The sequence below is a fragment of the Georgenia sp. Z2081 genome (genome assembly GCF_055326445.1).
In genome coordinates this window covers 636,462-662,330 of the sequence record NZ_JBUZNK010000001.1, presented here as the reverse complement: position 1 = coordinate 662,330, position 25,869 = coordinate 636,462, and the positions used below count along the sequence as shown (strand labels likewise).

General features: G+C 72.7%; 20 protein-coding genes. 10 read left to right on the top strand and 10 right to left on the bottom strand.

Features of this window, described 5'->3' with window-relative positions; genetic code table 11:
- Nucleotides 1–116: 116 nt before the first annotated feature.
- The 6 genes from ACZLKG_RS03105 to ACZLKG_RS03080 form a co-directional block, all read right to left on the bottom strand.
- Nucleotides 117–1,688: an FGGY-family carbohydrate kinase gene (locus ACZLKG_RS03105; RefSeq protein ID WP_463647922.1), complete on the bottom strand. Its 1,572-nt coding sequence runs from the start codon at nucleotides 1,686–1,688 to the stop codon at nucleotides 117–119.
- 226 nt (nucleotides 1,689–1,914) lie between these two features.
- Nucleotides 1,915–3,195, bottom strand: coding sequence for an alpha-hydroxy acid oxidase (locus tag ACZLKG_RS03100; RefSeq protein WP_463647921.1), 1,281 nt, complete (start codon nucleotides 3,193–3,195; stop codon nucleotides 1,915–1,917).
- A gap of 648 nt (nucleotides 3,196–3,843) precedes the next feature.
- Entirely contained in the window at nucleotides 3,844–5,052 is a 1,209-nt protein-coding gene (locus tag ACZLKG_RS03095) for an acetamidase/formamidase family protein (RefSeq protein WP_463647920.1), read from the bottom strand.
- Nucleotides 5,053–5,255: 203 nt separating this feature from the next.
- The gene (locus tag ACZLKG_RS03090; protein ID WP_463647919.1) at nucleotides 5,256–5,867 is read right to left on the bottom strand and encodes an O-methyltransferase; all 612 of its coding nucleotides are present in this window, start codon (nucleotides 5,865–5,867) and stop codon (nucleotides 5,256–5,258) included.
- 276 nt (nucleotides 5,868–6,143) lie between these two features.
- A complete protein-coding gene (locus tag ACZLKG_RS03085) occupies nucleotides 6,144–7,136 on the bottom strand; it encodes a siderophore-interacting protein (protein WP_463647918.1) in 993 nt (330 codons plus the stop codon).
- 52 nt (nucleotides 7,137–7,188) lie between these two features.
- Nucleotides 7,189–8,244 carry an iron-siderophore ABC transporter substrate-binding protein gene (locus ACZLKG_RS03080; RefSeq protein WP_463647917.1) on the bottom strand — a complete coding sequence of 352 codons (1,056 nt, stop codon included), beginning with the start codon at nucleotides 8,242–8,244 and terminating at the stop codon, nucleotides 7,189–7,191.
- A gap of 97 nt (nucleotides 8,245–8,341) precedes the next feature.
- Here ACZLKG_RS03080 and ACZLKG_RS03075 point away from each other — a divergent pair, with 97 nt between their 5' ends.
- The 7 genes from ACZLKG_RS03075 to ACZLKG_RS03045 all read left to right on the top strand — a co-directional run bounded on the left by ACZLKG_RS03075 (nucleotide 8,342) and on the right by ACZLKG_RS03045 (nucleotide 16,033).
- On the top strand, nucleotides 8,342–9,526 hold the full coding sequence (locus ACZLKG_RS03075; protein ID WP_425707677.1) for a FecCD family ABC transporter permease: 1,185 nt from the start codon (nucleotides 8,342–8,344) through the stop codon (nucleotides 9,524–9,526).
- Complete coding sequence (locus ACZLKG_RS03070; protein WP_425707676.1) at nucleotides 9,523–10,605, top strand: FecCD family ABC transporter permease; 1,083 nt, start codon at nucleotides 9,523–9,525, stop codon at nucleotides 10,603–10,605. The genes ACZLKG_RS03075 and ACZLKG_RS03070 overlap by 4 nt, the downstream gene beginning before the upstream one ends.
- 58 nt (nucleotides 10,606–10,663) lie before the next feature.
- The gene (locus ACZLKG_RS03065; RefSeq protein ID WP_425707675.1) at nucleotides 10,664–11,431 is read left to right on the top strand and encodes a GntR family transcriptional regulator; all 768 of its coding nucleotides are present in this window, start codon (nucleotides 10,664–10,666) and stop codon (nucleotides 11,429–11,431) included.
- Entirely contained in the window at nucleotides 11,428–12,453 is a 1,026-nt protein-coding gene (locus ACZLKG_RS03060) for an ADP-ribosylglycohydrolase family protein (RefSeq protein ID WP_425707674.1), read from the top strand. Before ACZLKG_RS03065 ends, ACZLKG_RS03060 begins: the two co-directional genes overlap by 4 nt.
- Before the next feature lie 126 nt (nucleotides 12,454–12,579).
- Nucleotides 12,580–14,070 carry a purine-cytosine permease family protein gene (locus tag ACZLKG_RS03055; RefSeq protein WP_463647916.1) on the top strand — a complete coding sequence of 497 codons (1,491 nt, stop codon included), beginning with the start codon at nucleotides 12,580–12,582 and terminating at the stop codon, nucleotides 14,068–14,070.
- Nucleotides 14,067–15,122, top strand: a complete 1,056-nt coding sequence (locus tag ACZLKG_RS03050; protein ID WP_463647915.1) for a PfkB family carbohydrate kinase — start codon at nucleotides 14,067–14,069, stop codon at nucleotides 15,120–15,122. The genes ACZLKG_RS03055 and ACZLKG_RS03050 overlap by 4 nt, the downstream gene beginning before the upstream one ends.
- A gap of 167 nt (nucleotides 15,123–15,289) precedes the next feature.
- Nucleotides 15,290–16,033: an SDR family NAD(P)-dependent oxidoreductase gene (locus ACZLKG_RS03045; protein WP_463647914.1), complete on the top strand. Its 744-nt coding sequence runs from the start codon at nucleotides 15,290–15,292 to the stop codon at nucleotides 16,031–16,033.
- Between the two features lie 301 nt (nucleotides 16,034–16,334).
- On the opposite strand, the gene ACZLKG_RS03040 is transcribed toward ACZLKG_RS03045, so the two are convergent.
- Complete coding sequence (locus ACZLKG_RS03040; RefSeq protein WP_463648077.1) at nucleotides 16,335–17,978, bottom strand: glycerol-3-phosphate dehydrogenase/oxidase; 1,644 nt, start codon at nucleotides 17,976–17,978, stop codon at nucleotides 16,335–16,337.
- Between the two features lie 276 nt (nucleotides 17,979–18,254).
- Here ACZLKG_RS03040 and ACZLKG_RS03035 point away from each other — a divergent pair, with 276 nt between their 5' ends.
- From ACZLKG_RS03035 to ACZLKG_RS03025, 3 genes are all read left to right on the top strand, one after another.
- Nucleotides 18,255–19,046, top strand: coding sequence for an IclR family transcriptional regulator (locus ACZLKG_RS03035; protein WP_463647913.1), 792 nt, complete (start codon nucleotides 18,255–18,257; stop codon nucleotides 19,044–19,046).
- A 107-nt stretch (nucleotides 19,047–19,153) separates the two neighbouring features.
- Nucleotides 19,154–20,674, top strand: coding sequence for an FGGY family carbohydrate kinase (locus ACZLKG_RS03030; RefSeq protein ID WP_463647912.1), 1,521 nt, complete (start codon nucleotides 19,154–19,156; stop codon nucleotides 20,672–20,674).
- 11 nt (nucleotides 20,675–20,685) lie between these two features.
- A complete protein-coding gene (locus tag ACZLKG_RS03025; protein ID WP_463647911.1) occupies nucleotides 20,686–22,089 on the top strand; it encodes an FAD-binding oxidoreductase in 1,404 nt (467 codons plus the stop codon).
- Nucleotides 22,090–22,262: 173 nt separating this feature from the next.
- Here ACZLKG_RS03025 and ACZLKG_RS03020 read toward each other — a convergent pair whose 3' ends face one another.
- The 3 genes from ACZLKG_RS03020 to ACZLKG_RS03010 all read right to left on the bottom strand — a co-directional run bounded on the left by ACZLKG_RS03020 (nucleotide 22,263) and on the right by ACZLKG_RS03010 (nucleotide 25,818).
- The gene (locus ACZLKG_RS03020; RefSeq protein ID WP_463647910.1) at nucleotides 22,263–23,408 is read right to left on the bottom strand and encodes an iron-containing alcohol dehydrogenase; all 1,146 of its coding nucleotides are present in this window, start codon (nucleotides 23,406–23,408) and stop codon (nucleotides 22,263–22,265) included.
- Between the two features lie 246 nt (nucleotides 23,409–23,654).
- A complete protein-coding gene (locus tag ACZLKG_RS03015) occupies nucleotides 23,655–24,755 on the bottom strand; it encodes an adenosine deaminase family protein (RefSeq protein ID WP_463647908.1) in 1,101 nt (366 codons plus the stop codon).
- Nucleotides 24,748–25,818 (bottom strand): ABC transporter substrate-binding protein, encoded by a 1,071-nt coding sequence (locus ACZLKG_RS03010; RefSeq protein WP_463647907.1) that lies wholly within the window; start codon nucleotides 25,816–25,818, stop codon nucleotides 24,748–24,750. Before ACZLKG_RS03010 ends, ACZLKG_RS03015 begins: the two co-directional genes overlap by 8 nt.
- Between the last annotated feature and the right edge of the window lie 51 nt (nucleotides 25,819–25,869).

Genomic DNA, 25,869 nt, shown 5'->3' with positions numbered 1-25,869 from the left:
CGCGGGTCGTTCGCCGTCGGGATGTCGGCCGACGGTGGTGAGCGGCTGCCGTTCGCCGTCGGGCCGTAGCCCCACCCGGACGAGGCGGCGCCCTCCCGGGCGCCGCCCCTCCCGGCTCAGTCCTCGCCGCTGTGGCGCGTGTTGACCTTCGCGAGGTCGTTGTAGACGTCGGCCTCGACCAGCGCGAGGAACGCCTTCTCGAAGATCTCGAAGTAGTCGCTGTAGACGGCGTGCGCCTCCATGTCCGGGTCGACGAAGCCGTGGGTGTGCACCATCGCGTCGATCGCCGAGTCGACGTCGGTGAGCTCGCCGGAGCCGACCCCGCCGAGGATCGCCGCACCGAGCACCGCACACTCGGAGACCTTGAGCCGCTCGACCCGCCGCCCGTAGATGTCGGCCTGCATCTGGGTCCAGAACACGGACTTGGCGCCGCCGCCCGAGAGCCGGATCGTGTCGAACGGACGCCCGAGCGCGCCCTCCATCGCCTCCACGGCCATGCGCAGCTCGTAGATGACCCCCTCGAGCACGGCGCGGGCCGCGTGCTTGCGCGTGTGGATCTGGGTCAGGCCGAGCATGCCGCCACGCGCGTTGTCGTGGAAGTGCGGGTTCGCCTGGGAGTTGAAGAAGGGGAAGAACAGCAGGCCGTCGCTGCCGACCGGCGCGTGCGAGGCCTCCAGCGAGATCAGCTCGTACGGGCTGACGTCGAGCGCCTCGGCCGCCGCGACCTCGGGCTGGCCGTACGTGTCGCGCCACCAGCGCAGGACGGCGCCTGCGGCGTGCGCGGTGCCCTCCATGTCCCACCGGTGCGGGATGGCGTGCGCGCCGAAGGAGACGCCGCTGTCGAGGTTCGCCACCATGTCGGGCGCCTCGTCGAGCTGCGCGACCATGACCGCGGCCGTGCCGAGCGACAGCTCGGCCATGCCTGCCTTGTTGACGCCGGAGCCCACCGCCGCGCACTGCTGGTCGCCGCCACCCGGGGCCAGGACGGTGCCCTCGGCGAAGCCCGTGGCCAGGGCCCCGGCCGCCGAGACCTCACCGACGGGCCGGAGCTCGTGGACGATCGGGGGCATGAGGTCGATGTCGAGCCCCGCGCGGTCGAAGAGCTCGGGGGCGTAGTCGAGGGTGGTGATGTCGAACATGCCGTTGTAGTTGAGTGCCGACGGGTTCGCGAAGAGCTCAGTGGACCCGAGGCGGTGCAGGATCCACTCGTGGCCGTTGACGATCTTCCACGTCCGGTCGTAGACCTCCGGGCGCTGGTCCTTGAGCCACTTCAGCTTCGGGTAGACCCACAGGCTCGAGGGGTTCAGGCCGGTGATGCGGCAGTACTCGTCAGAGCCGATCTCGTCGTTGATCCACTGCGTCTCCCTGGTGGCGCGACCGTCCGACCACACGATGGCGTCGATGAGCGGCTCCCAGTTCTCGTCGACGGGGACGAACGACCCGCGCTGCGAGGACACGCCGATCGACACGATGCGCGAGAGGTCGCCGCGGAACCGGCTGGTCGCCTGCTTCGCGGCGGCGCAGAGGCCGTCCCAGAGCTCGTGCATGTCCTGGTCGACCCACCCGGGATGGGGATGCTTCGTCCGGTACTCGGAGTACCCGCTGCTCATGACGTTGCCGTCGCGGTCGAAGATCATCACCGTGGTGCCGGTCGTTCCGGCGTCGATGCCGGCAAAGTACTTCTCCATCGGGGCCTCCCCAGGCGCTCGCGTCGTTGCTCCTCGATGCTAGGCGTGGGCCCGTGCGCGCTGGTCCGAGCACTGTTCTACGCACTTCTGAGCAGTGGTGCGCGCTGGCAGGACTCGGGCGTCTGCGCCGAGGCAATCAGGTAACGCTCGAGTCGATTCCCCGCGGGCGCTGACTCGATAGATACCCGATTGACTCGATGGACCTCTCGAGCCGCGACGGGCTCGATCACGCGCCCGACACCTCGGCCGGCACCGCACCAGGCACCGCCCGCGGAATCTCCCGCGGCACCAACCGCTGCAGCTGCGTCACGTGCCTGGGCTCGAGCTCGGCGAGCGAGCCCACCTGCAGCAGCCGCATCGTCCGCTCGATCTGCTCGGACAGGATGGCGATCGCCCGGTCCACGCCGTCGCGCCCGCCGGCCATGAGGCCGTAGAGGTACGCGCGGCCGATGAACGTGAACTTCGCGCCGAGCGCGATCGACGACACGACGTCGGCGCCGTGCATGATCCCCGTGTCCAGCGCGACCTCGGTGTGGTGCCCGACCTCGCGCACCACCTCCGGCAGCAGGTGGAACGGCACGGGCGCCCGATCGAGCTGGCGGCCGCCGTGGTTCGACAGCACGATCCCGTCCACGCCCAGGTCCACGAGGTGGCGCGCGTCCTCCACGGTCTGCACACCCTTGACCACGAGCCGGCCCGGCCACATGCCGCGGATCGTCTCGAGGTCGTGCCACCCGATCGAGGGGTCCATCGCCGAGTCGAGCAGCTCGCCGACGGTGCCTCCGGTCGAGGACAGGGACGCGAACTCGAGCTTCGGGGTGGTGAGGAAGTCGTACCACCACCAGGGTCGGGGCACGGCGTTGGCGATGGTGCGCAGCGAGAGGCGCGGCGGGATCGAGAACCCGTTGCGGGCGTCGCGCAGGCGGGCTCCTGCCACGGGGGTGTCCACGGTGAAGAACAGGGTGTCGAAGCCGGCCGCCGCCGCCCGCTCGACGAGGTTGTAGGACCTCTCTCGCTGGCGCATGACGTAGAGCTGGAAGAAGTTCCGCCCGCCCGGGTTCGCGGCAGCCACGTCCTCGATCGACGTGGTGCCCAGCGTGGACAGCGTGAACGGGATGCCCGCGGCGCCGGCGGCCGCGGCTCCGGCGCTCTCGCCCTCGGTCTGCATGAGGCGCGTGAAACCGGTGGGCGCGATCCCGAAAGGCATGGCGGAAGGCCCGCCGAAGATCGTGGTGCTCGTGTCGACGTGGGTGACGTCGTTGAGGATCGCCGGGTGCAGCTCGACATCGCGGAACGCCTGCCTGGCCCGTGCCAGCGACAGCTCGTCCTCGGCGGCGCCGTCGGTGTAGTCGAAGGCCGCGGCCGGCGTGCGGCGCTTGGCGATCCGGCGGAGGTCCTCGATCGTGAGGGCCGACTCGAGCCTGCGCCTCTTGAGGTCGAGGCTGGGGCGCCGGAGCTGGACCAGCTCGAAGATCTCGCTGGGGCGGGGGATCTGCCGTTCGACCACTGCGGGCCTCCTTGACCGTCGATGCCGCGCCCCTCGGCTCGGGCCGGACGCGATCCACTGTAGTAGGGCCGTCGTCAACGGGCCGGGCGGTGGTGGGCGGTGCCGGGCCGCACTGGACGTCAGCAGCGCGGCACGTCAGCCGTGCGGCTCGCGCAGCCGGTCGCGCAGCGAATCGAGGAGAAGCTGCCCAACGGCACTCGGCTCAACCTCTCTCCGGTCACCGCGCTCATGCCACGACGGACGACGCGAACGGGGCGAGCGAGCTGACCGTGCACTCACGTGCGAGGACTCGCGTCGGTAGCCGCACGCGCCGGAACACTCGGCTCTTCCGCGCCGACCAGGCGCTCGGTGGCCCTCCCGCGGCGATCTCGACCTGTCGACCTCGGCGGGTGGGCCACTTGGCGAGCTCGACCTGTCATGCCACCGGGCGGTGGGGCGGTGGGGCGGTGGGGCGGTGACCAGCTGACGATCGGTCACCGCCCCACCGTCGTTCGACGCCCAGCCCACGTGTTCCTGCCGAGCCCACAGGTCCTCCGTCGACCGCACTCACGGCGTCACCTGGTTCGACGCACTCCGTGTGGGTTCGGCGTAGGACATCGACTCGCCGACGTCGTGTGGGGCCGACGTCGTGTGGGGTGGACGGAGTTCCTACTCCGGCTGCGGCAGGATGTCCTTGTCGAAGATGTCCACCGGCACCTTGAGGACGACGGCCGCGTTGGGGATGTCGACGATGCCGCCCACGTGCATCTCGCAGGGCGCGACCGAGATGATCGTGTAGGCCTGCTCCGGCGTGTAGCCGAACTTGCCCAGGTACTCGATCGCCTGCTCGAGGGCCTGGACGGCGGCCATCGTGGTGTCGAGGTACTTCTGCTCGGACCCGCTGGCCGAGAGCCCGGTGAAGGAGATGTAGCGCGTGCCCATGTTCGGGTCGAACGGGGACGGCCGGAACATCGGCGTGCTCACCCCGTAGCGGGCCATCCCGTCCTTGATCACGCCGAACCGGTACCAGCCGACGCCGTCCATCTCGATGGCGTTCCAGGTGACCTCTCCGTCGCCCTCGGCGAAGTGGAAGTCGCCCGAGGAGAACAGGCCGCCGTCGACGAACACCGGGTAGTAGACGCGCGAGCCCCGCGAGAGGTTCTTGATGTCCATGTTTCCGCCGTTCTCGCGCGGCGGGATGGTGCGGGCGGCGGCCTCGGCGACCCGCCGCCACTCGTCGCCCTCGAGGTCACGCAGCACCGAGCTGTCGATCGCGTCGGCGCGTGGTCCGGCGAGACCGTCGGCGATCAGGGGGTCCTCGCGCTCGTTCCAGATCCGCAGCAGCTCGTGCGACGGCGCCACGCCCATGATGCCCGGGTGGCTGATCGCGGGGATCTGCACGCCGGGGATCTGCCGGCTGGTGGCATAGGTGCCGTGCAGGTCCCAGATCGTCTTGAACCCCTGCGGGAACTGGACGGCGAGCGGGCCACCCATGCCGGGCAGGATGTTCGAGTAGCCGATGCCGGACAGCGGCAGCACGTCGAGGATGTCGACGACGAGGAGATCGCCCTTCTTGACTCCGTCGACCTTCACCGGGCCGGTCAGCGGGTGCGTGCGGGTGAGGTCGAAGGTGTGGATGTCGGCGTCGTCGTCGACGTCCTTGAGCTGATAGTCGTCGTAGCCACCGCTCTCGAGGATGACCTCGTCGCCGAGTCCCACCTCGACCAGCGGCGGGATGTCCGGGTGCCACCGGTTGTGACCGAGATGCTTCTGCTCGGCGAGCGGGACCCCGACCTCGCACCGGAACCGCTGGACGCCCAGGTCGCGGTCCTTGAAGCGGGAGACGCCGGAGCGCGTGAAGTCTGTCGAGTCGGTCATGTCGTGCCTCCTTGTCGAGAAGCTGACGCCGCGCACCGCTGGCTCGTCGTTGATCAGGGAGGTGTGCCTGCTCGTGCGTCGGTCGCCGGGTGGACGTCGGGGTCCCCCGCTGTCGACGGTGGCTCCTGTGCTCCCCGTCACGACGACCCCGACGCCACCGACCGTATCGAGGAAGCGTCGCCGCGGGAAGGGGCGGTGGCGCGTCAGAGTCGCAGCGCCAGCTCGCCCTTCGGCTTGTACTCCGAGCCGCTGAGCAGCGTGAGGCTCCGGTACCCGTTGCCCTCGCCCCGCACGTGGTCGATGAACGACTCGTCGAGGTTCTCGTTGTAGACGAGCGCGCCGCTGCGCAGCCTCGGCTCGAGCACGCGCAGCACCTCGAGCGAGACGTCGGGGGCCCAGCCGTCGATGAGCGCGAGGTCGACGCCGTCGGGGACGCCGGTCAGGGTCTGACGCGCGTCGCCGACGAGGAACTCGACGTACTCCCCCAGTCCCGCGCGCTCGATGTTCGCGCGCGCCCGCTCCGCCTTCTCCGGCACGAGCTCGGCGGTGCGGACGGTACCGCCGCCGGCGTCGCGCACCGCGGCCGCGAGGTAGATCGTGGCGAAGCCCAGCGACGTCGCGAACTCGACGACGTTGCTCGCCCGCCCGTGCCGCGCCAGCAGGTAGAGCTGGTCGCCCTGCTCGGGGCTGAGCGAGAAGCCGGTCTCCGCGTGGCGGTGCGGGTCGGGGTGCCAGGCGTAGTCGGCCCAGTCGATGTGCCGCTCGCGCTCGTAGAGCTCGTCGAGGACAGCCAGCACCCGCGGGTCCGTGATCATCCTGCTTCTGTGGGCGTCGCGCGGCATGGTGGTCCTTCGGTCGGAGGGGTCGATCGGAGAGGTCGATCGGAGGGGTCGATCGGTGAGTCAACCGGATAAGTGCCGAGTCAGTCGACGCGGGGCACTGCCTCAGCGGATTACCGACCGGCTCGGCGACAACGTCCCACGACGGCGCGCCCCCGCTCACTCGCCAGGCAGAAGCCCGCTCACCCGCCAGGCAGAAGTCCCCTCACTCGCCAGGGATGGTTCGGCCCCTGGCGCTGACCGGTCGGTGGGTCAGGTCTCGGAGCGGCCGCGCTTCCAGTAGCCCATGAATGACACCCGCCCGCGGTCCATGCCCAGCTCCTTGACGAGGTGGCGGCGCATCGTCGTGATGACGCCCGCCTCGCCGGCGAGCCAGGCGTACAGCCCGGCGTCGCCCGGCTCGGCGACCTCCCAGAGCTGCCCGTCAGGGTCGAGCTCGACATAACCGTCACCACCAGCGCCAGCACCGGACCCGGCACCACCACCGGCCACGCGCCGGCGGCCCCAGTCGCGCACGGCGGCGTCGAGGCGCTGACCGAGCGGCGCGCCGTCGCGGGGCAGCCAGTGCACCGCCACGTCCGACGCCGTCGTCACGTCCAGCACGTCCTCGCCGGAGGGCACCTCGAGGTACGCCTCGCCGCGGAACCCCGCGGGCAGTGCCTCGAGGATCGCGCAGATCGCGGGGACCGCGGTCTCGTCGCCGGCGAGCAGCACGTCGCGCGCGGCGCCGGGGCTCCACTCGATGCCGCCGCTGCTCGCCGCCGCGCGACGGTCGGGACCGATGACGACGAGGTCGTCCCCCTCCCGCGCCCCGGCGGCCCACGCGGCAGCGGGGCCCGAGGTGCCGTCGTCGTCGACGTGGAGGACGAAGTCGACGTCGATCTCCCGCCGGTCCGTGCGGATCGCGCGGATCGTGTAGGTGCGGATGGGGTTGCGCTCGTCGTCGTCGAGCTGCCGCCACGCGGTGTACCACTCCATCATCGACGCCGGCGGGTCGGCGAACAGCCCGAGCTCGGGGAACGTACCGTCGGCCCTCGGCAGGAACGCCTTGATCCGCTGGTCCCAGGCCGGCGGGGAGACAGCCGCCGCCTCGGGCGTGGCCGCCGTTCCCTGCGGGCCGACGTGCTCCAGCTCGTCGGCGGTCAGTGTCACGCGCACGAAGCTCGGCGAGAGCCGCCGCCGGCGCGCCACCGTGGTCCGGAAGGCACGCGTGGGGACGACGTCGGCACCCCCCGTCCCGGTCACGTTCGCCGACCGTCCCGACGCCCCACGCACCCTCGCCTCACGCACCGACGCCTCACTCACCGAGCGCCTCCTCGATGAGCGGCTCGAGCTGCTCGAGCGCGTGGAGGCGGGCGACGGGCGTGGCGAGGGCGAAGGCGTCGGAGACCTCGTCGTCGATGACGATCGAGCGGCCGTCCTCGACCGCGGGGATGGCGAGCCAGCCGGCGTCGTCGGTGATCTCGGTCGGGTCGATCCAGATGGGGGTGGCCATGACGAGGTCGGCGTCGAGGACGGGGAGCTGTTCGTCGGACAGCGAGACGCTCCAGCTGCCCTCATCGGCGAGCTCCTCGACCTCGGGGTTGGGCACGAACCCGAGCTCGGTCATGAACTCGACGCGGCTGCCGGCGGCGGTGTAGGCGCCCCAGCCCTCGGAGGTCCGCGACCCCACGGTCACGGTCCGGCCCTCCCAGCCGGGGTGCGCCTCCGCGACCTCGGCGAACGCTGCGTCCTGCTCGGCGAGGATGTCCTCGACCTGGTCGCCCTCCCCCAGCGCGGTGGCGATCATCTCGAGCTGCTCGGCGCCGGCGGTGAGGTAGTCGCCGCCGCCGGGGGCGACGCCGACGGTCGTGGCGATGTCGCTGAGCCGGTCGTAGCGCTCCTGGTCGCCGCTGGAGTGGACGTCGAGGATGAGGTCCGGCTCGAGCGCGCCGATCGCCTCGTACGACAGCTCCATCGTGCCGAACATCTCGGGCGGCTCGTCGTAGGCGCCCTCCATCCACGGGCCCACGCCGGTCGGGTCGTCGAAGCCGATCCAGTCGGAGGCGCCCACGGGCTGCACGCCGAGCTGGAGCGCGACCTCGGCGTCGCCCCAGCCCAGCGCCACGACGCGCTCGGGGCGCTCCTCGATCGTCACCTCGCCGAACTCGGTCTCGACCGTCGCGGGGAACGCCTCGCCCGAGTCGGCCGAGCCGTCGGACCCAGCCTCGGACGCGCCGCCGCCCGCGGAGCCACCACCGGAGTCGTCGGCTGTACCGTCGTCGTCGCCGCACGCCGTCAGGGTGACAGCGAGGGCCGCGGCCAGCGCGAGGCCGAACGTGCGGGCGCGACGCACGGGGCGGGTACGGAACATCGGTGTCTCCTTGTCGACCTGGACTGCGGGCCACAACGACCCGGCACCACACTAAGGTGAGGCTCACCTAAGGCACAAAGGATGGGGCACGGTCACGATGGGACACTCGTCACGGCGCGACGCCGTCACGCCCACCGGTGGCGCCACCCGTCCGACCGCCGATGGCTCCACCCGTCCCGCCCCCGACGGGACGCCCCCGGTTCCCGAGGCCTCCTACACCCGTCCGGCCGACGCCGTCGCGCCCCTCGTCCCCGGCGACGTCGCCCCCCGCCCCGGCGGGTCGGCCACGCGGGTCCGGGTGGTGGCGCTCCTCGTCGCGCTCGCGCTGCTGCTCGTGCTCGGCGTGCTGAGCATCGTCGTCGGCAGCAGCCACGTCCCGCTGCCCACGGTGCTCGCGGCCCTCACGGGCGGCGACGTCTCGGCGGCAGACCAGCACGCCGTCACCGGCCTGCGGCTCCCGCGCACGCTCGCGGCCGCCGCCGTCGGGGCCGCTCTCGCCGTGGCCGGAGCGCTCATGCAGGCGCTCACCCGCAACCCGCTGGCGGAGCCCGGCCTGCTGGGGGTGTCGGCGGGGTCGAGCTTCGCGGTCGCGATGGGGATCTCGCTGCTCGGCCTGTCCGACCCCAGCTCCTACGTGTGGTTCGCGCTGCTGGGCGCGCTGCTCGCGACGGTCGCGGTCACGCTCATCAGCCGCACGGGCGGCGGGCGCGTCGACCCGGTGCGGCTCGTCCTCGCGGGCGTGGCGCTCAGCGCGGTGCTCTCCGGGATCCTCGGCGCGCTGCGCCTGTCCGACCCGCGCACGTTCAACGCCCTCCAGGTCTGGGAGGCGGGCATCCTGTCGGGGCGGGGGCTCGACGTCGTCGGCTCGGTGGCTCCCCTCCTGCTCCCGGGTCTCGTCCTCGCGCTCCTGCTCGGCAAGGCGCTCAACGGGGTGGCGATGGGCGACGACGTCGCCGCCTCCCTCGGCGTGTCCCTCGCTCGGACGAGGGCGCTCAGCGTCCTCGCGATCACGGTCCTCGCGGGCGGCGCGACGGCGATCGCCGGACCCATCGCCTTCATCGGCCTCATGGTCCCGCACGCCGCGCGGCGGTTCGCGGGGGCCGACCAGCGCTGGGTGCTCGCGCTGTCCCTCGTGCTCGGGCCGGTCCTCATGATCGGCGCGGACATCCTCGCCCGCCTCGTCGTGTGGCCGGGCGAGATGCCGGTGGGACTGGTCAGCGCGCTCGTCGGCGCGCCGGTCCTCGTCGCCCTCGCCCGACGGCGAAAGGCGCTGTCCCTGTGAGCGCAGACCCGACGACGAACGACGGCGGCGCAGCGGCCCGCCCCGGTGGCGTCGCGACCACCCAGCTCGCACCGGGCGGAGGGCGGGTGACGCGGAGGCGTCGTCGTCGTCCGGTCGTAGTGGGGTTCGCGCTCGCAGCGGCCCTCCTCGCGCTCACCGTGGTGGCGCTCGGCGTGGGTGACCTCCCCCTGACGCCGGTGGAGGTGCTGCGCGCGGCGACGGGGCAGGAAGGGTTCGCGTCGACCGTGGTGCTCGAGTGGCGGCTGCCGCGGGTGTCGGCGGCGCTGGTGTTCGGGGCCGCACTGGCCGTGGCCGGCGCGCTGTTCCAGACGCTCACGCGCAACCCGCTCGGCTCGCCGGACATCATCGGTTTCTCCACCGGCGCGTACACGGGCGTACTCGTGGCGACGGTCGCGGTGGGCGGCGGACTCGTCGGGGCCACGGGCGGGGCGCTCCTCGGCGGGCTCGGCACGGGGGTGCTCGTGTACCTGCTCGCGTGGCGCGGCGGCGTGCAGGGGTTCCGGCTCATCATCGTGGGGATCGCCGTGACGGCCGCGCTGCACGCCGTCAACTCGTGGATCCTCCTGCGCGCCGAGACCGAGCAGGCGATGACGGCGGCGATCTGGGGGTCGGGGTCGCTGAGCCTGGCGAGCTGGTCGGACGTCGTGCCGGCCGTCTCGGTCGTGCTCGCCGCGCTGCCGCTGCTCCTGCTGTCCGTGCGGCCGATGCGGCAGCTCGAGCTCGGCGACGACGTGGCCGCCTCCCACGGCGTGCACGTCGAGCGGACGCGGCTGCTCGTGCTCGGGGTGGGCGTGCTGCTCACCGCGCTCGTCACCGCGACGACCGGGCCGATCGCGTTCGTGGCCCTGTCCGCGCCGCAGATCGCGCGTCGGCTGGCCCGCAGCCCGGGCATCCCGCTCGTGCACTCCGCGCTGACCGGGGCGTTCGTGCTGCTCGGCGCCGACCTGCTGGCGCAGCACACGCTCGCGCAGCCGGTACCCGTGGGCACCGTGACGGTGGTGCTCGGCGGGGCGTACCTGGCGTGGCTGCTGGCGGCGGAGCCGCGGAAGGGGCGGTGAGCGTTCGGTCGCGGCACGGCCTTGACAGGCGAAGTGAACAGGTATGAACATGTGCAGCATGTCCGGTCCCCCGGCTGCGATGACGCAGCGCGAGCGCATCGTCGCCGCCCTGTCCGCGCGCATCAGCGCCGGCGCGCTGCGTGCCGGCGAGCGCCTCGACAGCGAGTCAGGAATCGCCGCGGAGTTCGGCGTCTCGCGCGGCACCGTCCGCGGCGCCCTGGCCGAGCTGCAGCGCCGCGACCTCATCGCCACCCGCGCGGGGCTCGGCTCGTTCGTCACCTTCGACGGCAGCCCGCTGGATCCGGACGTCGGCTGGGCGCGCGCCCTGACAGACGCGGGCGCCGCCGTCACCACCGAGATCCTCGGCATCACGCTCGTCCCCGCGGCCAGCGCCACGCCCCCACCCGGCCCCGCGCACCCGACAGCCGCCCCGGCACACGCCGTGCCGCCCGAGCTCGCCGGCCGCGACGTCGTCGTCCTTGCCCGACGACGCCTCCTGGACGGCCGCCCGATCTCCTACGAGCGCGCCGTCGTGCCCGCCACCGGCCCGCTGCGCGACCTCCCGACCACCGGCCTCGTCGACGACTCCCTCACGGCCACGCTCCGCAGCGCGGGCCTCGTCGCGCACCACGGCACGCAGGACGCGCGGGTCGTGCCCACGTCCGGCGACGTCGCCGCGCACCTCGAGCACGCCCCCGGCACCGTCGTGCTGCGCACGACGCGGCTGTCCTACTCGGCCGACGGCAGCGTCGTCGAGCACGTCGAGTCCTTCCTCGACCCGGCGCACTTCAGCCTCCACCTCACGTTCGGAGACACCCCCGCATGACCACCCTGCACGACCGCGCTCTCGGCGCCCTCACCGGCCTCGCGCTCGGCGACGCGCTCGGCATGCCCACGCAGTCGATGTCCCGCGAGCGGATCGCCCGCGAGCTGGGGCCGATCACCGGCCTCGTCGACGGCCCGGCCGACCAGCCGATCGCCCCGGGCATGCCGGCGGGCTCGGTCACGGACGACACCGAGCAGGCCCTCCTCGTCGCCCGGCTGCTCGTCGACGGTGACGGCCAGGTGGCGGCCCGAGCCTTCGCCGACGCGCTCATGGCCTGGGAGGGACGGATGCGCGCGAAGGGCTCGCTCGACCTCCTCGGCCCCTCCACCTCCGCGGCCATCACGACGATCGCCGACGGCGGAGACCCGTCCGAGACCGGCTCCGGCGGGACGACGAACGGCGCGGCGATGCGGGTGACACCGGTGGCCGTGGCGGTGCCGTCCGCGGACCCCGACGCCCTGCTCCGCGCCGTCCACGACCTCAGCTTCGTCACGCACAACACGGGGCTCGGCCTGTCCGGAGCGGCCGCCGTCGCGGGGGCGGTCTCCGCCGCGGTCGACGGCGCCGCACCGGACGACGCGCTGATCTACGGCCTCGACCTGGCCCGCCGCGCGGAGGCGATGGGCCACTGGGTCGCGGGCGCCTCGATCCCCGACCGCGCCGGGTGGGCGCTGCGTGCCACCCACGCCATGAGCACCGCCGACCTGGCGGACTTCCTCGTGGGCGTGGTCGGCACGTCGGTGCAGTCCCAGGAGTCGGTCGTCAGCGCTCTGGTCATCGCGAACCGGTTCCGCGACGACCCCTACGGCGGCCTCTGCCTCGCCGCCACCATCGGCGGCGACACGGACACCGTGGCGGCGATGGCCGGCGCGATCCTCGGCGCCACCCACGGGCCCGCCGGCTTCCCCGCCGACGACGTCGCCACCGTCTCGTCCGTCTCCGACCTCGACCTCGCCGGCGTCACGGACGAGCTGCTCGCACTGCGCCGGTCGCACGCCCCCGCGGCACCGGACCCCGCCTGACGCACCGGGCACCGCCCGACCAACCCGAACGACTCCGAACTACCCGAACAACCCGGAACCGACGATCCGCCGGCGCGTACCGGCGCCCACCCGTCCTTCCCCGGACCATCCAACGAAGGGTGCACGATGTCCCCGAACCACGACGCCTCACCGACCGCGGCCGAGCAGGCCCAGGACGTGATCCTGTCGAAGTACGAGCAGCGCGGCATCGAGCCGGTGCCGGTCGAGGAGCAGCAGGGCAACCCACTCGACCTGTTCTGGGTGTGGTTCGCCGCCAACCTGTCGATCCTCGGCATCCCGCTCGGCGTCACGCTCGTGGCGCTGGGCATGAACATCTGGCAGGCCCTGATCGCCGCCGTGCTCGGCGCGTTCGGCTCTTTCGCGATCGTCGGCGTCATCTCGATCGCGGGCCGCCGCGGCGGCGCACCGAGCCTCACCCTGTCCCGGGCGATCTTCGGCGTGCGCGGCAACATCGGCCCGACGATGGTCTCGCTGGCCTCGCGGCTCGGCTGGGAGACCGTCAACACCACGACCGGTGCGTTCGCGCTGCTCTCGCTGTCCACCCTGGTGCTCGGCACGAACCCGGACGCCAAGGAGAGCCCGGTCCTCGCCCTGGTCTGCATCGCGATCTTCGTCGTCTGCACCGTCGCGGTGTCCGGCATGGGCCACGCCTTCCTCGTCGCCGTGCAGAAGTGGGCCACGTGGATCTTCGGGGCGCTCAACATCTTCGTCGCCGCCTACCTGGTGACCACCGTGGACTGGGACCTCGTCCTGTCGGCCCCGGCGGGGCCGGCCTCCGCCGTGATCATCGGCGTCGGCACGATCGCGGCCGGCACCGGCATCGGCTGGGCGAACGCCGGCGCGGACATGGCCCGCTACCAGTCGCCCCGCGTGCGGGCCGGGTCGCTCATCGCCTCGGCGTCCGCCGGGGCCGGCATCCCGCTGGTCATCATCATCGGTCTCGGCGCGATCCTCGGCGCCGGCGACTCCGGGCTCGCGAGCGCCGGCGACCCGGTGGCGGCGGTCCGCTCGGTCCTGCCCGCCTGGGTGGCGATCCCCTACCTCGTCACCGCGTTCGGCGGCCTGCTGCTGTCGAACCACCTGTCCGTCTACTCGGCGGGCCTCACCACGCTCACCCTGGGCATCCGGATCAAGCGGGTCAACGCCGTCATCCTCGACGTCGTCGTCACCACGATCGGCGCCATCTACTTCATGCTGATCTCGGAGAGCTTCTACGGCCCGTTCATCACGTTCATCTCGCTGCTCGCGGTGCCGATCACGGCGTGGGTGGGCGTGTTCGTCGTCGACATGATCGGGCGCCGCACCTACCACGGCGACTCGCTGATGGACCTGGGCAAGACGTCGGGCTACTGGTACCGCGGGGGCGTGGAGTGGCGCTCGACGCTCGCGTGGGCGGCGGCGATCGTCGTCGGCTTCCTGTTCACGACGGCGCGCGTGAGCTCCGAGGAGGTGTGGTTCACCGGCGCGCTGGCCGAGACCTGGATCGGGTCCAACGGTCTCGCGTGGGTCGCCACGTTCGTCATCTCGGCCGGACTCTACGCCGCGCTCGGCGGTGCCCGCGCCGGCCGCCGCGACCCGTCCGTGGCCGCGCGATGACGGCCCGCGTCGGGGGTGCGGCCGCGGTGCCCGGCCGTCCGGCCCGCGTCATCCACACCGGGCAGGCGATCGTCGACGTCGTCATGCAGGTCGGCCGCGTGCCGGCCACCGGCGAGGACGTCTTCGCCTCCGAGCACGCGCTCGAGGTGGGCGGCGGCTTCAACGTCATGGCCGCCGCCCGACGCGAGGGCGCCGAGGTGCTCTACGCGGGAGGGCACGGCACCGGGCCGTTCGGCGACCGGGTGCGCGAGGCGCTGGCCGCAGAGGGGATCGAGGTGCTCCTGGCCGCCCGTCCCGGGATGGACTCCGGCTTCTGCGTGGCCCTGGTCGACGACGACGCCGAGCGCACCTTCGTCTCCACACTCGGCGCGGAGGGACACGTCGCGGTGGACGCACTCGACGGCGTGCCGGTGGGGCCGGGCGACATCGTCTACGTCAGCGGCTACTCGCTCCTGCACCCCGACAACGCCGCGATGCTTGCCCGGGCGCTGCCGAGAATGGCGGAGGCGGCGCAGGTCGTCGTCGACGCCTCGCCGGTCATCGGTGAGGTGGCGGGCGAGGCGCTGGCGGCGGTGCGCGGCGCGGCGACGCTGTGGTCGGTCAACGAGCGCGAGGCCGGCATCCTCGCGGGGCGGGTGCTCCGTGAGCGGGACGGCGCGGGAGAGCGGAATCCTGCGGATGTGCCCGAGGACGCTGCGGGCGCCGGTGCGGCGGGCACTGACGTGGCGAGCGTCGGTGCGGACGAGCTCGCCGCCGCCCTGAGCCGGGAGCTCGAGGCGGTGGTACTCGTGCGCGTCGGGGCGGGCGGCTGCTGGGTCGCCCGGCCGGGCGAGGCTGCGGTACACGTGCCGGGCATCGACGTCGAGGCGGTGGACACCAACGGTGCCGGTGACGCCCACACCGGCGTGCTGTGCGCGGACCTCGCCGCCGGCGTGCCGCTCGCGGAGGCGGTGCGGCGGGCCAACGTCGCGGCCGGCATCGCGGTCACCCGCCGCGGCCCGGCGACGTCGCCGACGGCCGCCGAGATCGACGCGCGGCTGACTCCGGGCTGACTCGTCGTCCACCGGAGACCCCGGACGCAGCGGCGGTCCCGGCGTCGACGGCCCGCGCCACCTCCCGGCGGTTACCGTGGCGGTGCACGCGAACGCGCAACACCGGCCGTGCCACCCGCGCCTGCGGGTCCGCAGCTCGTCTCCCCGACACCGAAGCAGGTCACCACATGCCACTGTCAGGACGCCTCGCACTCGTCACCGGCGGCGGGCGCGGGATCGGTCGCGGAGTCGTCGACGCCTTCCTCGACGCCGGCGCCCGGGTCGCGGTGGTCCAACGCGGACCGCTGGACGCGGAGCTGCGGGAGCGCGAGGACGTCGTCGGCATCCAGGCCGACCTGGTGGACCCGTCGGCGTTCCCGGCGGTCGTCCAGGCCGCCGTGGACGACCTCGGCGGGCTCGACATCCTCGTGAACAACGCCGGCATGATGACCGAGCGTGCGGTCGCGGAGATGACCGTCGACGAGTGGGACCTCATGCTGGCACTCAACCTACGAACGCCGATGTTCCTCACCCAGGCGGCACTTCCACACATGCTGCGGCGCGGCGGCGGGTGCGTCATCAACATCGGATCCGTCGAGGCCGACGCGGCCAATCCCCTCCACGCCGCCTACGCGGCCTCGAAGGCGGGAGTGCACGGGCTGACCCGCGCCATGGCCGTGGATCTCGGTGCGGACGGCGTGCGGTGCCACGCGATCGCGCCGGGCTGGATCGACACGGAGCTCAGCGACGAGTATCTCGCGGGCGGGTCCCGCGAGTCGCTGCTCCAGATCCACCCGGTCGGCCGGACAGGGCGCCCCGCCGACGTCGGCGACCTCGCCGTGTTCCTCGCGGGCGACCGTGCCGGCTTCCTCACCGGCGAGACGATCGTCATCGACGGCGGCCGCACCGTCAGGCTCCCCCGCGCGTTCTGACCCCGCGCCGATCGCCGGGGACAGCCTCTGCTCCTGCTCCTGCTCCTGCTCCTGCTCCTGCTCCTGCTCCTGGCCCAGGGTGACGGACTCGGCCCGCACCTTCCGGGGGCGTTCGCCGAGTCAGCGGGCAAAGTGCCGAGTCAGTCGACGCGGGGGACTGACTCGGTGGTTACCCCATTGACTGGATGAATGCGCGACACGGCAGCCTCGTTTCGACGCGGGCGCGGACCGAACCCCGTTCACTCGCCAGGCAGAAGACCGCTCACTGGTCACGCTGTCGACGCACCTGCGCGTGCGGGGCCTACTCCCGGCCGAGCGCGACGGACTCGGCCCGCACCTCGTCGACGAACGCACCGACCTGGTCGGCGATCGCGGCATCGGTCAGGCCGAGCTCGCGCTGCAGCAGCTCCCCGACGGCCGGGGCGGCGGCCGCGGCGGCCCGTGCGTCCAGCAGCCGCGCAGGGATCCGGCGCCGGAGCACGTCGTCGACGGTGGTCGCCATCTCGTGGCGCACCGCGAACAGGGCTTCCGCCCACAGGTACGGCAGCCCCTCGACCATGGGTTCGGCCATTCGGGGATCGGCGAGCGCCAGGTCCTCGACGAACCGCGCCTCGGTCCCGTACCGCTCCCCCAGGTGCGCGAGTCGGCCGCCGGTCGCCGTCACGGCCTCGTGGTCGAAGCCCGCGCCGCCGACGAGCGGTGCACGCGTGGTCCTGCACCGCCGCCGCACGCCGAGCACGGCGCACGCCCGGTCGACGGCCTGCTCCGCCATCGTCCGCGCGACGGTCAGCTTGCCGCCGGCCACGGTGACGAGGCCGTCCTTCTCCGTCACCTCGTGCTCGCGGCTGAGCTCCGCCGTCGAGCCGCCGCCCGTGTCGATGAGGGGGCGCAGCCCGGCCCAGGTGCCGGTGACGTCGTCCAGTGTCAGGTCGGTGGTCAGGGTGGCGTTGAGGGAGTCGATGAGCAGCTGTGCCTCGTGCTGCTCGCAGCGCGGCGAGTCGAGATCGCCGTCGTAGGCGGTGTCGGTCGTGCCGATGTAGCAATGGTCCCCCCACCGGACGACGAACGCCCGCCCGCCCTTGCCGCGCAGCCCACCGAGCATGGGGAAGACCAGCGTCGACTGGCTCCGCACCTTCTCCCAGGGGACGACGACGTGCACACCCTTCGCGGGACGCATGCGGGCGCGATGGCTCGCGTCACCCATGCCGTCGACGACGTCGGACCACACGCCGGCCGCGTTGACGACCACGCGCGCCCGGATCACCCGTTCGCCGCCGCCACCCGCGGACGCGGCGCCGCCCCCGTCGCCACCGCCGCCGCCATCGCCGCCGGGCGCGGTGTCACGCACGGTCGCCTCCCACACCCCGTCGGCACTGCGCCGGCGCAGTCCCACCACCTCCGAGCGGGTCGCGACCCGTGCGCCGTGCAGCGCGGCCGTCCGCGCCACCGTGAGCGTGAGGCGCGCATCGTCGGTCCGGGTGTCGAAGTACAGCAGTCCGCCGCGCAGACCGTCGGCGGGGAGCGTGGGGCAGTGCGCGAGCGTCTCCGCGGCGCCGATGCGGCGGTACCGCTGGCCGATGCGCCAGCCTCCGGCGAGGTCGTAGGTCCGCAGGAGACCTTCGAACGCCCGGGCCATGGCGGGGCCGAAGTGCTCCGAGCGCCGGTAGACGGGGAACAGGAACGGCAGGCGAGTAACCAGGTGCGGCGCGCGGCGGTACATGCGCTGGCGCTCGAGGAGCGAGTGGTAGACCATCCTCAGTTGCCCCTGCTCGATGTAGCGCAGCCCGCCGTGAATCATCTTCGACGAGCCCGACGACGTCCCCGAGGCGAGGTCGGCGCGCTCGACGAGCCCGACGTCGAGGCCGCGCAGCGCCGCATCCAGCGCGACGCTCACCCCCGTGATCCCCCCGCCGACGACGAGGACGTCCAGCTCGCGTGCGGACATCGCCTCCAGCGACTCCGTGCGGTCGAACACGTGCGGGGCGGTCACGGCCGCTCCACGGGGTGCTGCTCCGCTGTCGACTCGCGCGCTGCGCCGTCCCTGCTTCATCCCGACTCCTTCGCTGTGCGCCACCGCGCTCGGCCTCGACCGCACGTGACGTGTGCGCGCCTGTGCGCGTCGGGGCTCACGGTGCGCCTCTCGGGAGAGACCGGTCAACGCGCCTGACACAGGATGTCAATCACGTTGACGCTCGATCTGCGCCAGCAACAGCATGACCGCGTGCCAGACACCGACCGCGTGCCCGCCGCGCTCCGCCACAGCTTCACCGTGCTGGACGCCGTCGCGCAGGCCGGCCCCGGCGGCACGAACGTGCCCGAGATCGCCGTGGTGACCGGCCTGAACGAACGCACGGTCTACCGCCACCTGGCCTCGCTCAGGACCCTGGCGATGGTGGTCGCGGCCAGCGGCTCGAAGAACCGCTACCGGCTCGGTCCCGGCATCGCCGCGATGGCCGTCCAGGCGTCCGACCAGGCGCACTTCCTGCGCATCGCGCGGTCGTTCGCCGAGGAGACCGGGGAACGCACCGGTCAGCCCGTGCACGTCACGGTGCTCGACCACGGCACGGCGGTCACCGTCGCCTCCGCGACGCCGGACCTGGTCGCGAAGAAGTCGCCGCCGATCGTCCTCGGCGCCCGGCGCCCGGCGCACGCCAGTGCGAGCGGGAAGGTCTTCCTCGCGCACAACGTGTCCGCGTTCCGCTCGTACGTGCTCAGGCCGCTCGAGCGGTTCACGGAGCACACCCTCGTCACGCCGGAGGCCCTGGAGAAGGAGTGCCTCACCGTGCGCGAGAACGGCTGGGCGACCGACCGGCAGGAGTTCATGACCGGCGTGACCTGCGTGGCGGTCCCGGTACGCGGGGCGAACGACCGCGTCGTCGGCACCCTGTCGGTGTCCACCACCTCTCCGACCATGTCGGCACGACGCCGAAACGAGCTCCTCGGGCACCTCGTCCCGGCCGCGGCCGAGTTCAGCCGCGCCGTCGGCGGACGCTCCTCGAACCAGACTCCCTGACGAACCAGACCCCCTGACGAACCAGACCCCCTGACGAACTGGACCCCCTGAACGACACGGCGCGGCACCCGCCGTCGCCGCCCCCTCCCGAAGAAGTGAGAACCGTCGTGAACCTTCAGCGCACCCCCCACGTCGTCGTCGTCGACGAAGGCACCACCAGCACCCGCGCCGTGCTGTTCGACGACTCGAGCTCCGTGCTCGACGTCGAGTCGCACCGCATCGGCGTGCACACACCCAGCGCGGCGATCGTCGAGCAGGACGCCACGGAGATCGCCGAGCGCTCGGCCGACGTCCTGCGCACGGTCATCGCCCGCGCGGCCTCCGCCGAGCGCGAGATCGCCGCCGTCGGCGTGACGAACCAGCGCACCACCACGGTCCTGTGGGACCGGCACACCGGGGTGCCCGTCGCCCCCGTTGTCTCGTGGCAGGACTCCCGCACGCAGGCCCGCGTCGACCGGCTCGCCGGCGACTGGGCCGAGCGCTTCACGGCCACCACGGGTCTGCAGCTCGCTCCCGCGAACGTGGCCCTGCACCTGGCCGATCTCCTCGACGACGGCGACCTCCGCCGTCGGGCCGAGGCAGGCGACCTCCTCGCGGGCACGCCCGACTCCTGGGTGATCTGGACGCTCACCGGCGGGCCGGCGGGCGGCCGGCACGTGACGTCGTACTCCAACGCCGGTTCGACCGGCGCCTTCGACCTCGGCTCGGGCACCTGGTGGCAGGAGTGGCTCGACGAGCTGGACGTGCCGGTCGCCCTGCTGCCGGAGGTCCTCGAGGAGGACGCGCACTTCGGCGACACGGATGCCGAGCTGGTCGGCGCGTCGCTGCCGATCCGCTCGTGCTTCGCCGACCAGCAGTCGGCGCTGTACGGGCACGGCGGCTTCGAGGCGGGAGCGGTCAAGTGCACCCACGGCACGGGCAGCTTCATCGACTTCAACGCCGGGGAGGAACCGAACGTGGTCGGTGCGGGCCTCGACACCCGCATCGCGTGGCGCACCGCCGACGAGGTCCGCTACATGTACGAGGGGAACTCCTTCGTGACCGGCAGCGCCATCGACTGGCTGGTCGACGGTCTGCGCATCCTTCCCGAGGCCGCCGAGCTCGACGCCACCTATGCTCGCACCCCCGACACCTCCGGCGTGGTGTTCGTCCCCGCGCTCGCCGGATTCACGGCCCCGCACTGGGACCAGCAGGCCCGCGGCGTGGTGTTCGGCCTGCACCGCGGCGTCACCGCGGAGCACCTGGTCAAGGCGACCGTCGACGGCATCGCACGCACGACCGCGGACCTCGTGCTGTTCATGGCGGAGAAGGCCGGCGCACTCCCGACCCTCGTCCTGACCGACGGCGGACTGGCACGCAGCGACGCGCTCCTGCAGGCGCAGGCCGACTTCACGGGCGTGCCCGTGATCCGCGCCGGTGACGCCGAGTACGTCACGGCCCGCGGCGCCGCGTGGATGGCGGGCCTGGCCGTCGGCGTGTGGCCCGACCGCGAGACAGCCGCCGCAGCCGCCACCGAGCTCCGGACGTTCGACCCCTCGCTCGAGGAGTCGGAGCTCGAGGCCTCCCGCAGCACATGGCTCGACACCGTCGACCGTGCGCTCGGCTGGCGCCCACAGACCCACAACTGAGAAGGAGCTCCATGACCATCACCGACACGCAGCTGGCCGACCTCACCGGCAGACTGTCCGGCTCGACCGTCGCCACCGACCCCGCGACGATCCGCGCGGCGTCCGCGGACCTCTCACCGCGCAGCCGCAAGGCCGAGGCGGCGGACACCCCGCTCGCCACGGCACAGGCCGTCGTGCAGGCGACCTCGACGGAGGACGTCGCCACGACGGTCCGCTGGGCGAACGAGCACGGCGTCCCGATCGTCGCTCGGGGCGGCGGCTCGGGCGTCGTCGGCTCCGGGCTGCCGATCGAGGGTGGGGTCGTCGTCGACGTCAGCGCGCTGGCCTCGGTCGGCGAGGTCGACGTCGAGAATCGACTCGTCACCGTCGGCGCCGGACTGCTCGGCAGCGACCTCGAGGAGGCGCTCGAGCCGTACGGTCTCGCGACCGGCCACTACCCGCAGTCGTTCTTCCTCGCGTCGGTCGGCGGCTGGATCGCCATGCGCGGCTCGGGCACCTTCTCCTCCCTCTACGGTAACATCGAGGACCGCCTCGCCGACCTGGTGGTCGTCCTGCCCGACGGCGAGATCCTGCGCACCAGCTCGATCCCCCGGGCCTCGCAGGGGCCGGACCTCAAGCAGCTGTTCATCGGCTCGGAGGGCGTCCTCGGCATCATCACGGAGGTCACGCTTCGGCTCGTTCCGCTGCCGGCATCGCGTCGGTTCGCCTCGGCCCTGTTCGACACTTTCGAGCAGTCCCTGGCCGTGGCCCGGAAGATGCTCGAGGCGGGGGTCCGCCCGGCGGTGCTGCGCATCTACGACCCCGTCGAGGGGGCCGCGAAGCACGCGAAGTTCTCCGAGTCGGAGGGCTGGCTCATGGTCCTGGCCTTCGACGGCGCCGCCGAGCTGACGGCCACCCAGGAGTCGATCGCGCTGCGCCTCGTCGACGAGCACGGCGGCCAGGCGCTCGGCGAGGAACCCGGCATCAACTGGGAGAAGCGGCGCTTCAACTACTCGTGGTTCACCGACAACGTCGGCAAGGTCGGCGGCATCGCCGAGGCCATCGAGATCGCCGGCACGTGGTCCGAGCTCCCGGCCCTGTACGAGAAGGTCGCGAAGGCGGCGGGGACCGTGATGGACGAGGTCATGGGTCACGTGTCGCACGTCTACGACCAGGGCGCGTCGCTCTACGTCATCTCCCGCGGCCTCTTCGACTCCGAGAAGGAGGCGATGGCCGCCTACGACCGGCTCTGGGAGGTCGTCATGTCGGCGACGCTCGAGGCCGGCGCACGCATCGGCCACCACCACGGCATCGGCCTCGAGCGCGCACGGTGGATGGAGCAGGCCGCCGGTAAGAACGGCATGACGGTGCTGCGCCGCATCAAGAGCGCCCTCGACCCGGCAGGAATCATGAACCCGGGCAAGCTCGGGATCTGACGGTATCGGTGGCGCCGTAGCGGGCCGCAGGCCCGGGACCGATTTCGCGCGGTCCCGGGCCCGTGCCGTTCGCGTGGCGCAGTGGCGGGCGCTCAGGTGCCACCGTCGTCGTCCCGGCGGCAGGTCGCCGAGCCGGACGCCGGACGCGTTCTACATCCGCCGCCGAACCCCAGCTACATCGACCGCCGGACGATCTCGACGACCTCCGCCTCGGTGAGCTCGATGGGGTTGCCCTTCATGCTGCTGGCGCGCCTGCCCTTGGCGGCGGCCTCCTCGACCCGGTCCTCGGTCAGCCCGATCTCGCCCAGGCTGCGCACGTCGAGCAGGCGGGTGGTCTCGCGGATCCACGCGACGCCGTCGTCCACGCCCGCCCGCTCGTCGCCGGTGAGGATGCGCGCGGCCTGCGCGTAGCGCCCGAGCGCGGCACTGTCCGGCTCGCGCTCGGTGAGCGCCCGGACGTTGACCTCGGTGGCGGCGACGAGCACGGCGGCGCAGATCTCGCCGTGCGCGGCCTCGATCATCCCGCCCAGCGGCGCGGCCAGGCCGTGCGCGGCACCGAGCCTGGCGTTCGCCAGCGCCATGCCGCCGAGCAGGCTGACCAGGGCCATGTCGGTGCGCGCCTCGACGTCGGAGCCGTCCGCGTAGGCCGCCCGCAGCCCGGTCGACGCCCGGCGCAGCCCCTCGGCCGCGAACAGGTCGGTCACCGGGTTCGCCGCCCACGAGGTGTACGGCTCGAGGCACTGCGTGAGGGCGTCCAGGCCCGATGCCGCCGTCACCGCGGGTGGGCTCGTCACCGTGAGCAGCGGGTCGACGACGGCGACCGCCGGGATCATCGCCGGGCTGCGCAGGCTGGCCTTGAGCTGGTGCTCGGGGGAGAACAACGGGGCGTTCGCGGTGACCTCGGCGCCGGTGCCCGCCGTCGTCGGGGCCGCGACCACCGGCACCGAGTCCGGGGCGAGCGGCTTCCCGTCACCGACCACCTCGAGGTAGTCCAGCGGCTGCCCGCCGTTGCGCAGGAGGATGCCGACCGCCTTCGCGGAGTCGACGACCGATCCCCCACCGACGGCGACGATGACGTCCGGCCCGAACTCGCGCGCGGTCGCGACGGCCTCGGCCACGCCCCGGACCGTCGGCTCGCCGGAGACGCGCACGACGACGCGCTCCTGACCCACGCCCGCAAGCGGTGCCTCGTCCGCGCTGCGGGAGGAGCCGAGGACGAGGAGCACGCGCGGACCGAACCCGGCGGCGATCTCGGCGAGGCCGTCCGCGGCTCCGGCGCCGAAGGTCACGCGGCCGGCGGTCGCGAAGCTGAAGGTCATGGGGTCCTCCCGGAGTCGTGGCGGCCCTTCGAGCCTATCCAGGCGACTCCGACCGGGACGTGCCCGATCTCGGACGTGGGACCACCCCGCTACACAGGATGCGAGCATCGATCTCACGACCGGGGCTTACCGAGAGGGCGCGAATTTGCATCCGGAGGTGGCACGTCGTGCAACTTCGCGCCCTCTCGACGACAGTGGCGGACCGAAACAGGCCGAACCGCGCTCACTTGCCAGGGAAAAGTCCCCTCACTCGCCAGAGGGGAGGGGGAAGGACGCGAGCTCGGCCCGGAGCACGGCCTTCTGCTCCTCCGGCAGCCAGCTCGCCTCCACGCCCGCGAGCGCCATCGACGCCAGCTGCTCGAGCCCCACCCCGACCTGCTCGTGCAGGATCCGGTACTCGTCCAGCAGCGTCGTCGGGAACATCCCGGGGTCGTCCGACGCCGGGTAGACGTTGAGGCCGGCGTCGATCATCGCCCGGATCGACGCCCGCCGCCACGGACGCCACGACCGACGCGAGGTCGTGGAGACCACCGTGAACCCGATCTGCTCGTCGCGCATGCGCGCCACCACGTCGTCGTCCTCGAGCACAAAGTAGCCGTGGTCGAGCCGCTCGCAGCCCAGCACGTCCAGGCAGGTCACGGCGTTGCGCGCCGACGGCACGTGCTCGGAGGTGTGGGCGGTGCGCCGCAGCCCGGCCTCACCGGCGAGCCGGTAGGCCGCCTCGAACCGCTCCGGCGGCCCGGAGTTCTCGAGGTTGTCCAGCCCGATGCCCACGAGGTACTCGTGCGGGTGGTCGACGACGGTACGGATCCACTCCAGCGCCTCCTCGCCGGTGCCGGAGCGGTCGATCGCCGCGAGCATCCGGGCGGTGATGCCGAAGTCCCTCTCCGCGAGCCTGATCCCCTCGGCGTACGCCTCGACCATCGGCCCGTGGCCGAGGGCCTCGATCTGCGGCGGCGGCATGTCGATGGAGAACTCGACGTGCCGGGTCCCGCTGAGGGTGTGCGCGTCCTCGAGCGCCTCGTAGACGATCCGGGTGAGGTCGTCCGGCCCGCGCAGCGCCTGCCGCACCCAGTCGGAGGCCTGGAACAGCGAGTACGAGGTCTCCGGCTCGTCGTCGCTCGGCCCCTGCGGCATGCGGATCCGCGTGTTCAGGTACAGCGAGGGGTCCGGCGGACGGGAGTTGATGTCGGCGAAGATCCGCTCCGGCGAGTCCGGGAGGTCCAACCCTTCGCGCCGGGCAAGATCCGCGAAGGTCGACGGCCGGATCGTCCCGAGCAGGTGGCAGTGCAGATCGACCTTCGGCAGCCTGCGCAGGAAGTCGTGAGCGTCGGTCACGTCAGCCACCGACCACCTCGCGCGCGAACCGCTCGACCCACTCGCCCCGGTTGGGCGTGATCTCGGCCGGGTCGAGCGTGGCGTAGCCGGCGGCCTCGGGGTCGTCGCCGATGTCGCCGACCACGGCGGTTAGCTCCTCGGGCAGCTCGACGTCGAGGTTGACCGGCAGGTCCCCCACGAGCTCCGCGGACGCCTGCTGGGCCTCGGCGGAGAGCAGGTAGTCGATGAACTGGTGAGCGCCGTCGAGGTTGGGCGCGCCGGTGGGGATCATCGCCCGGTTGGTGGCCATGTAGCGGCCCTCGGCGGGCGGCGTCCAGGCCACGGGCTCACCGGCGGCGACGAGGTCGGTGGCGAACCCGTTGAGGGCGGCCCCGGCGACGATCTCCCCCTGCGTGAGCAGGTTCGTCATCTCGGTGCTCGAGCCGTAGTACTGGAGGATGTTCGGCGTCCATTCGGCCATCGTCGTGAAGGCGGTGTCGACGTCGTAGGGGCCCGTGCCGTACGCCTCCCCGACGCCGGAGACCGTGAGCTGCCCGGCCGTGACCGCGATGTCCGGCAGGACGAGCCGGCCACTGTTGGCCTCGTCGGCGAAGATCTCCCACTGTGCGGCCTCGTCGGCGCTCAGGGCGTCGGTGTCGTACATGATCCCGTTGAGCTGGTAGCTGTAGGCCGGGCCGGTGAACCCCTCCTCGACGGCGAACGGCGCGATCGCCTCGAGGTTCGGGACGTCGTCCGCCGAGACCTCCTGGAAGAGCTCGTCCTCCTGCGCGATGGCGGCGTAGGTGTCGGAGATGAGCATGACGTCGATGCCGGAGTCGCCCTGGTCGAGCTGGAGCTGGGAGAGGCGGTCGGCGTTGGACCCGGTGTCGATCTCCACCTCGATGCCGGTGGCCTCGGTGAACGGGTCGATCACCGCCTCGGTGAACGGCTCGACATTGAACGGGAACGTGCTGACGACGATGCTGTTCTCGTCGGCCGCCTCGTCGCCGCCTCCGCAGGCGGTGAGCCCGGCCGCGGCAAGGGTGGTGACGGTCGCGGCTCCGAGGAGTCGGCGCGCTGGGAGGGTCCGCATGTCAGGGGTCCTTTCGGGTGCCACGGGAACGGGCGGGTGGCTCGGGTCTTT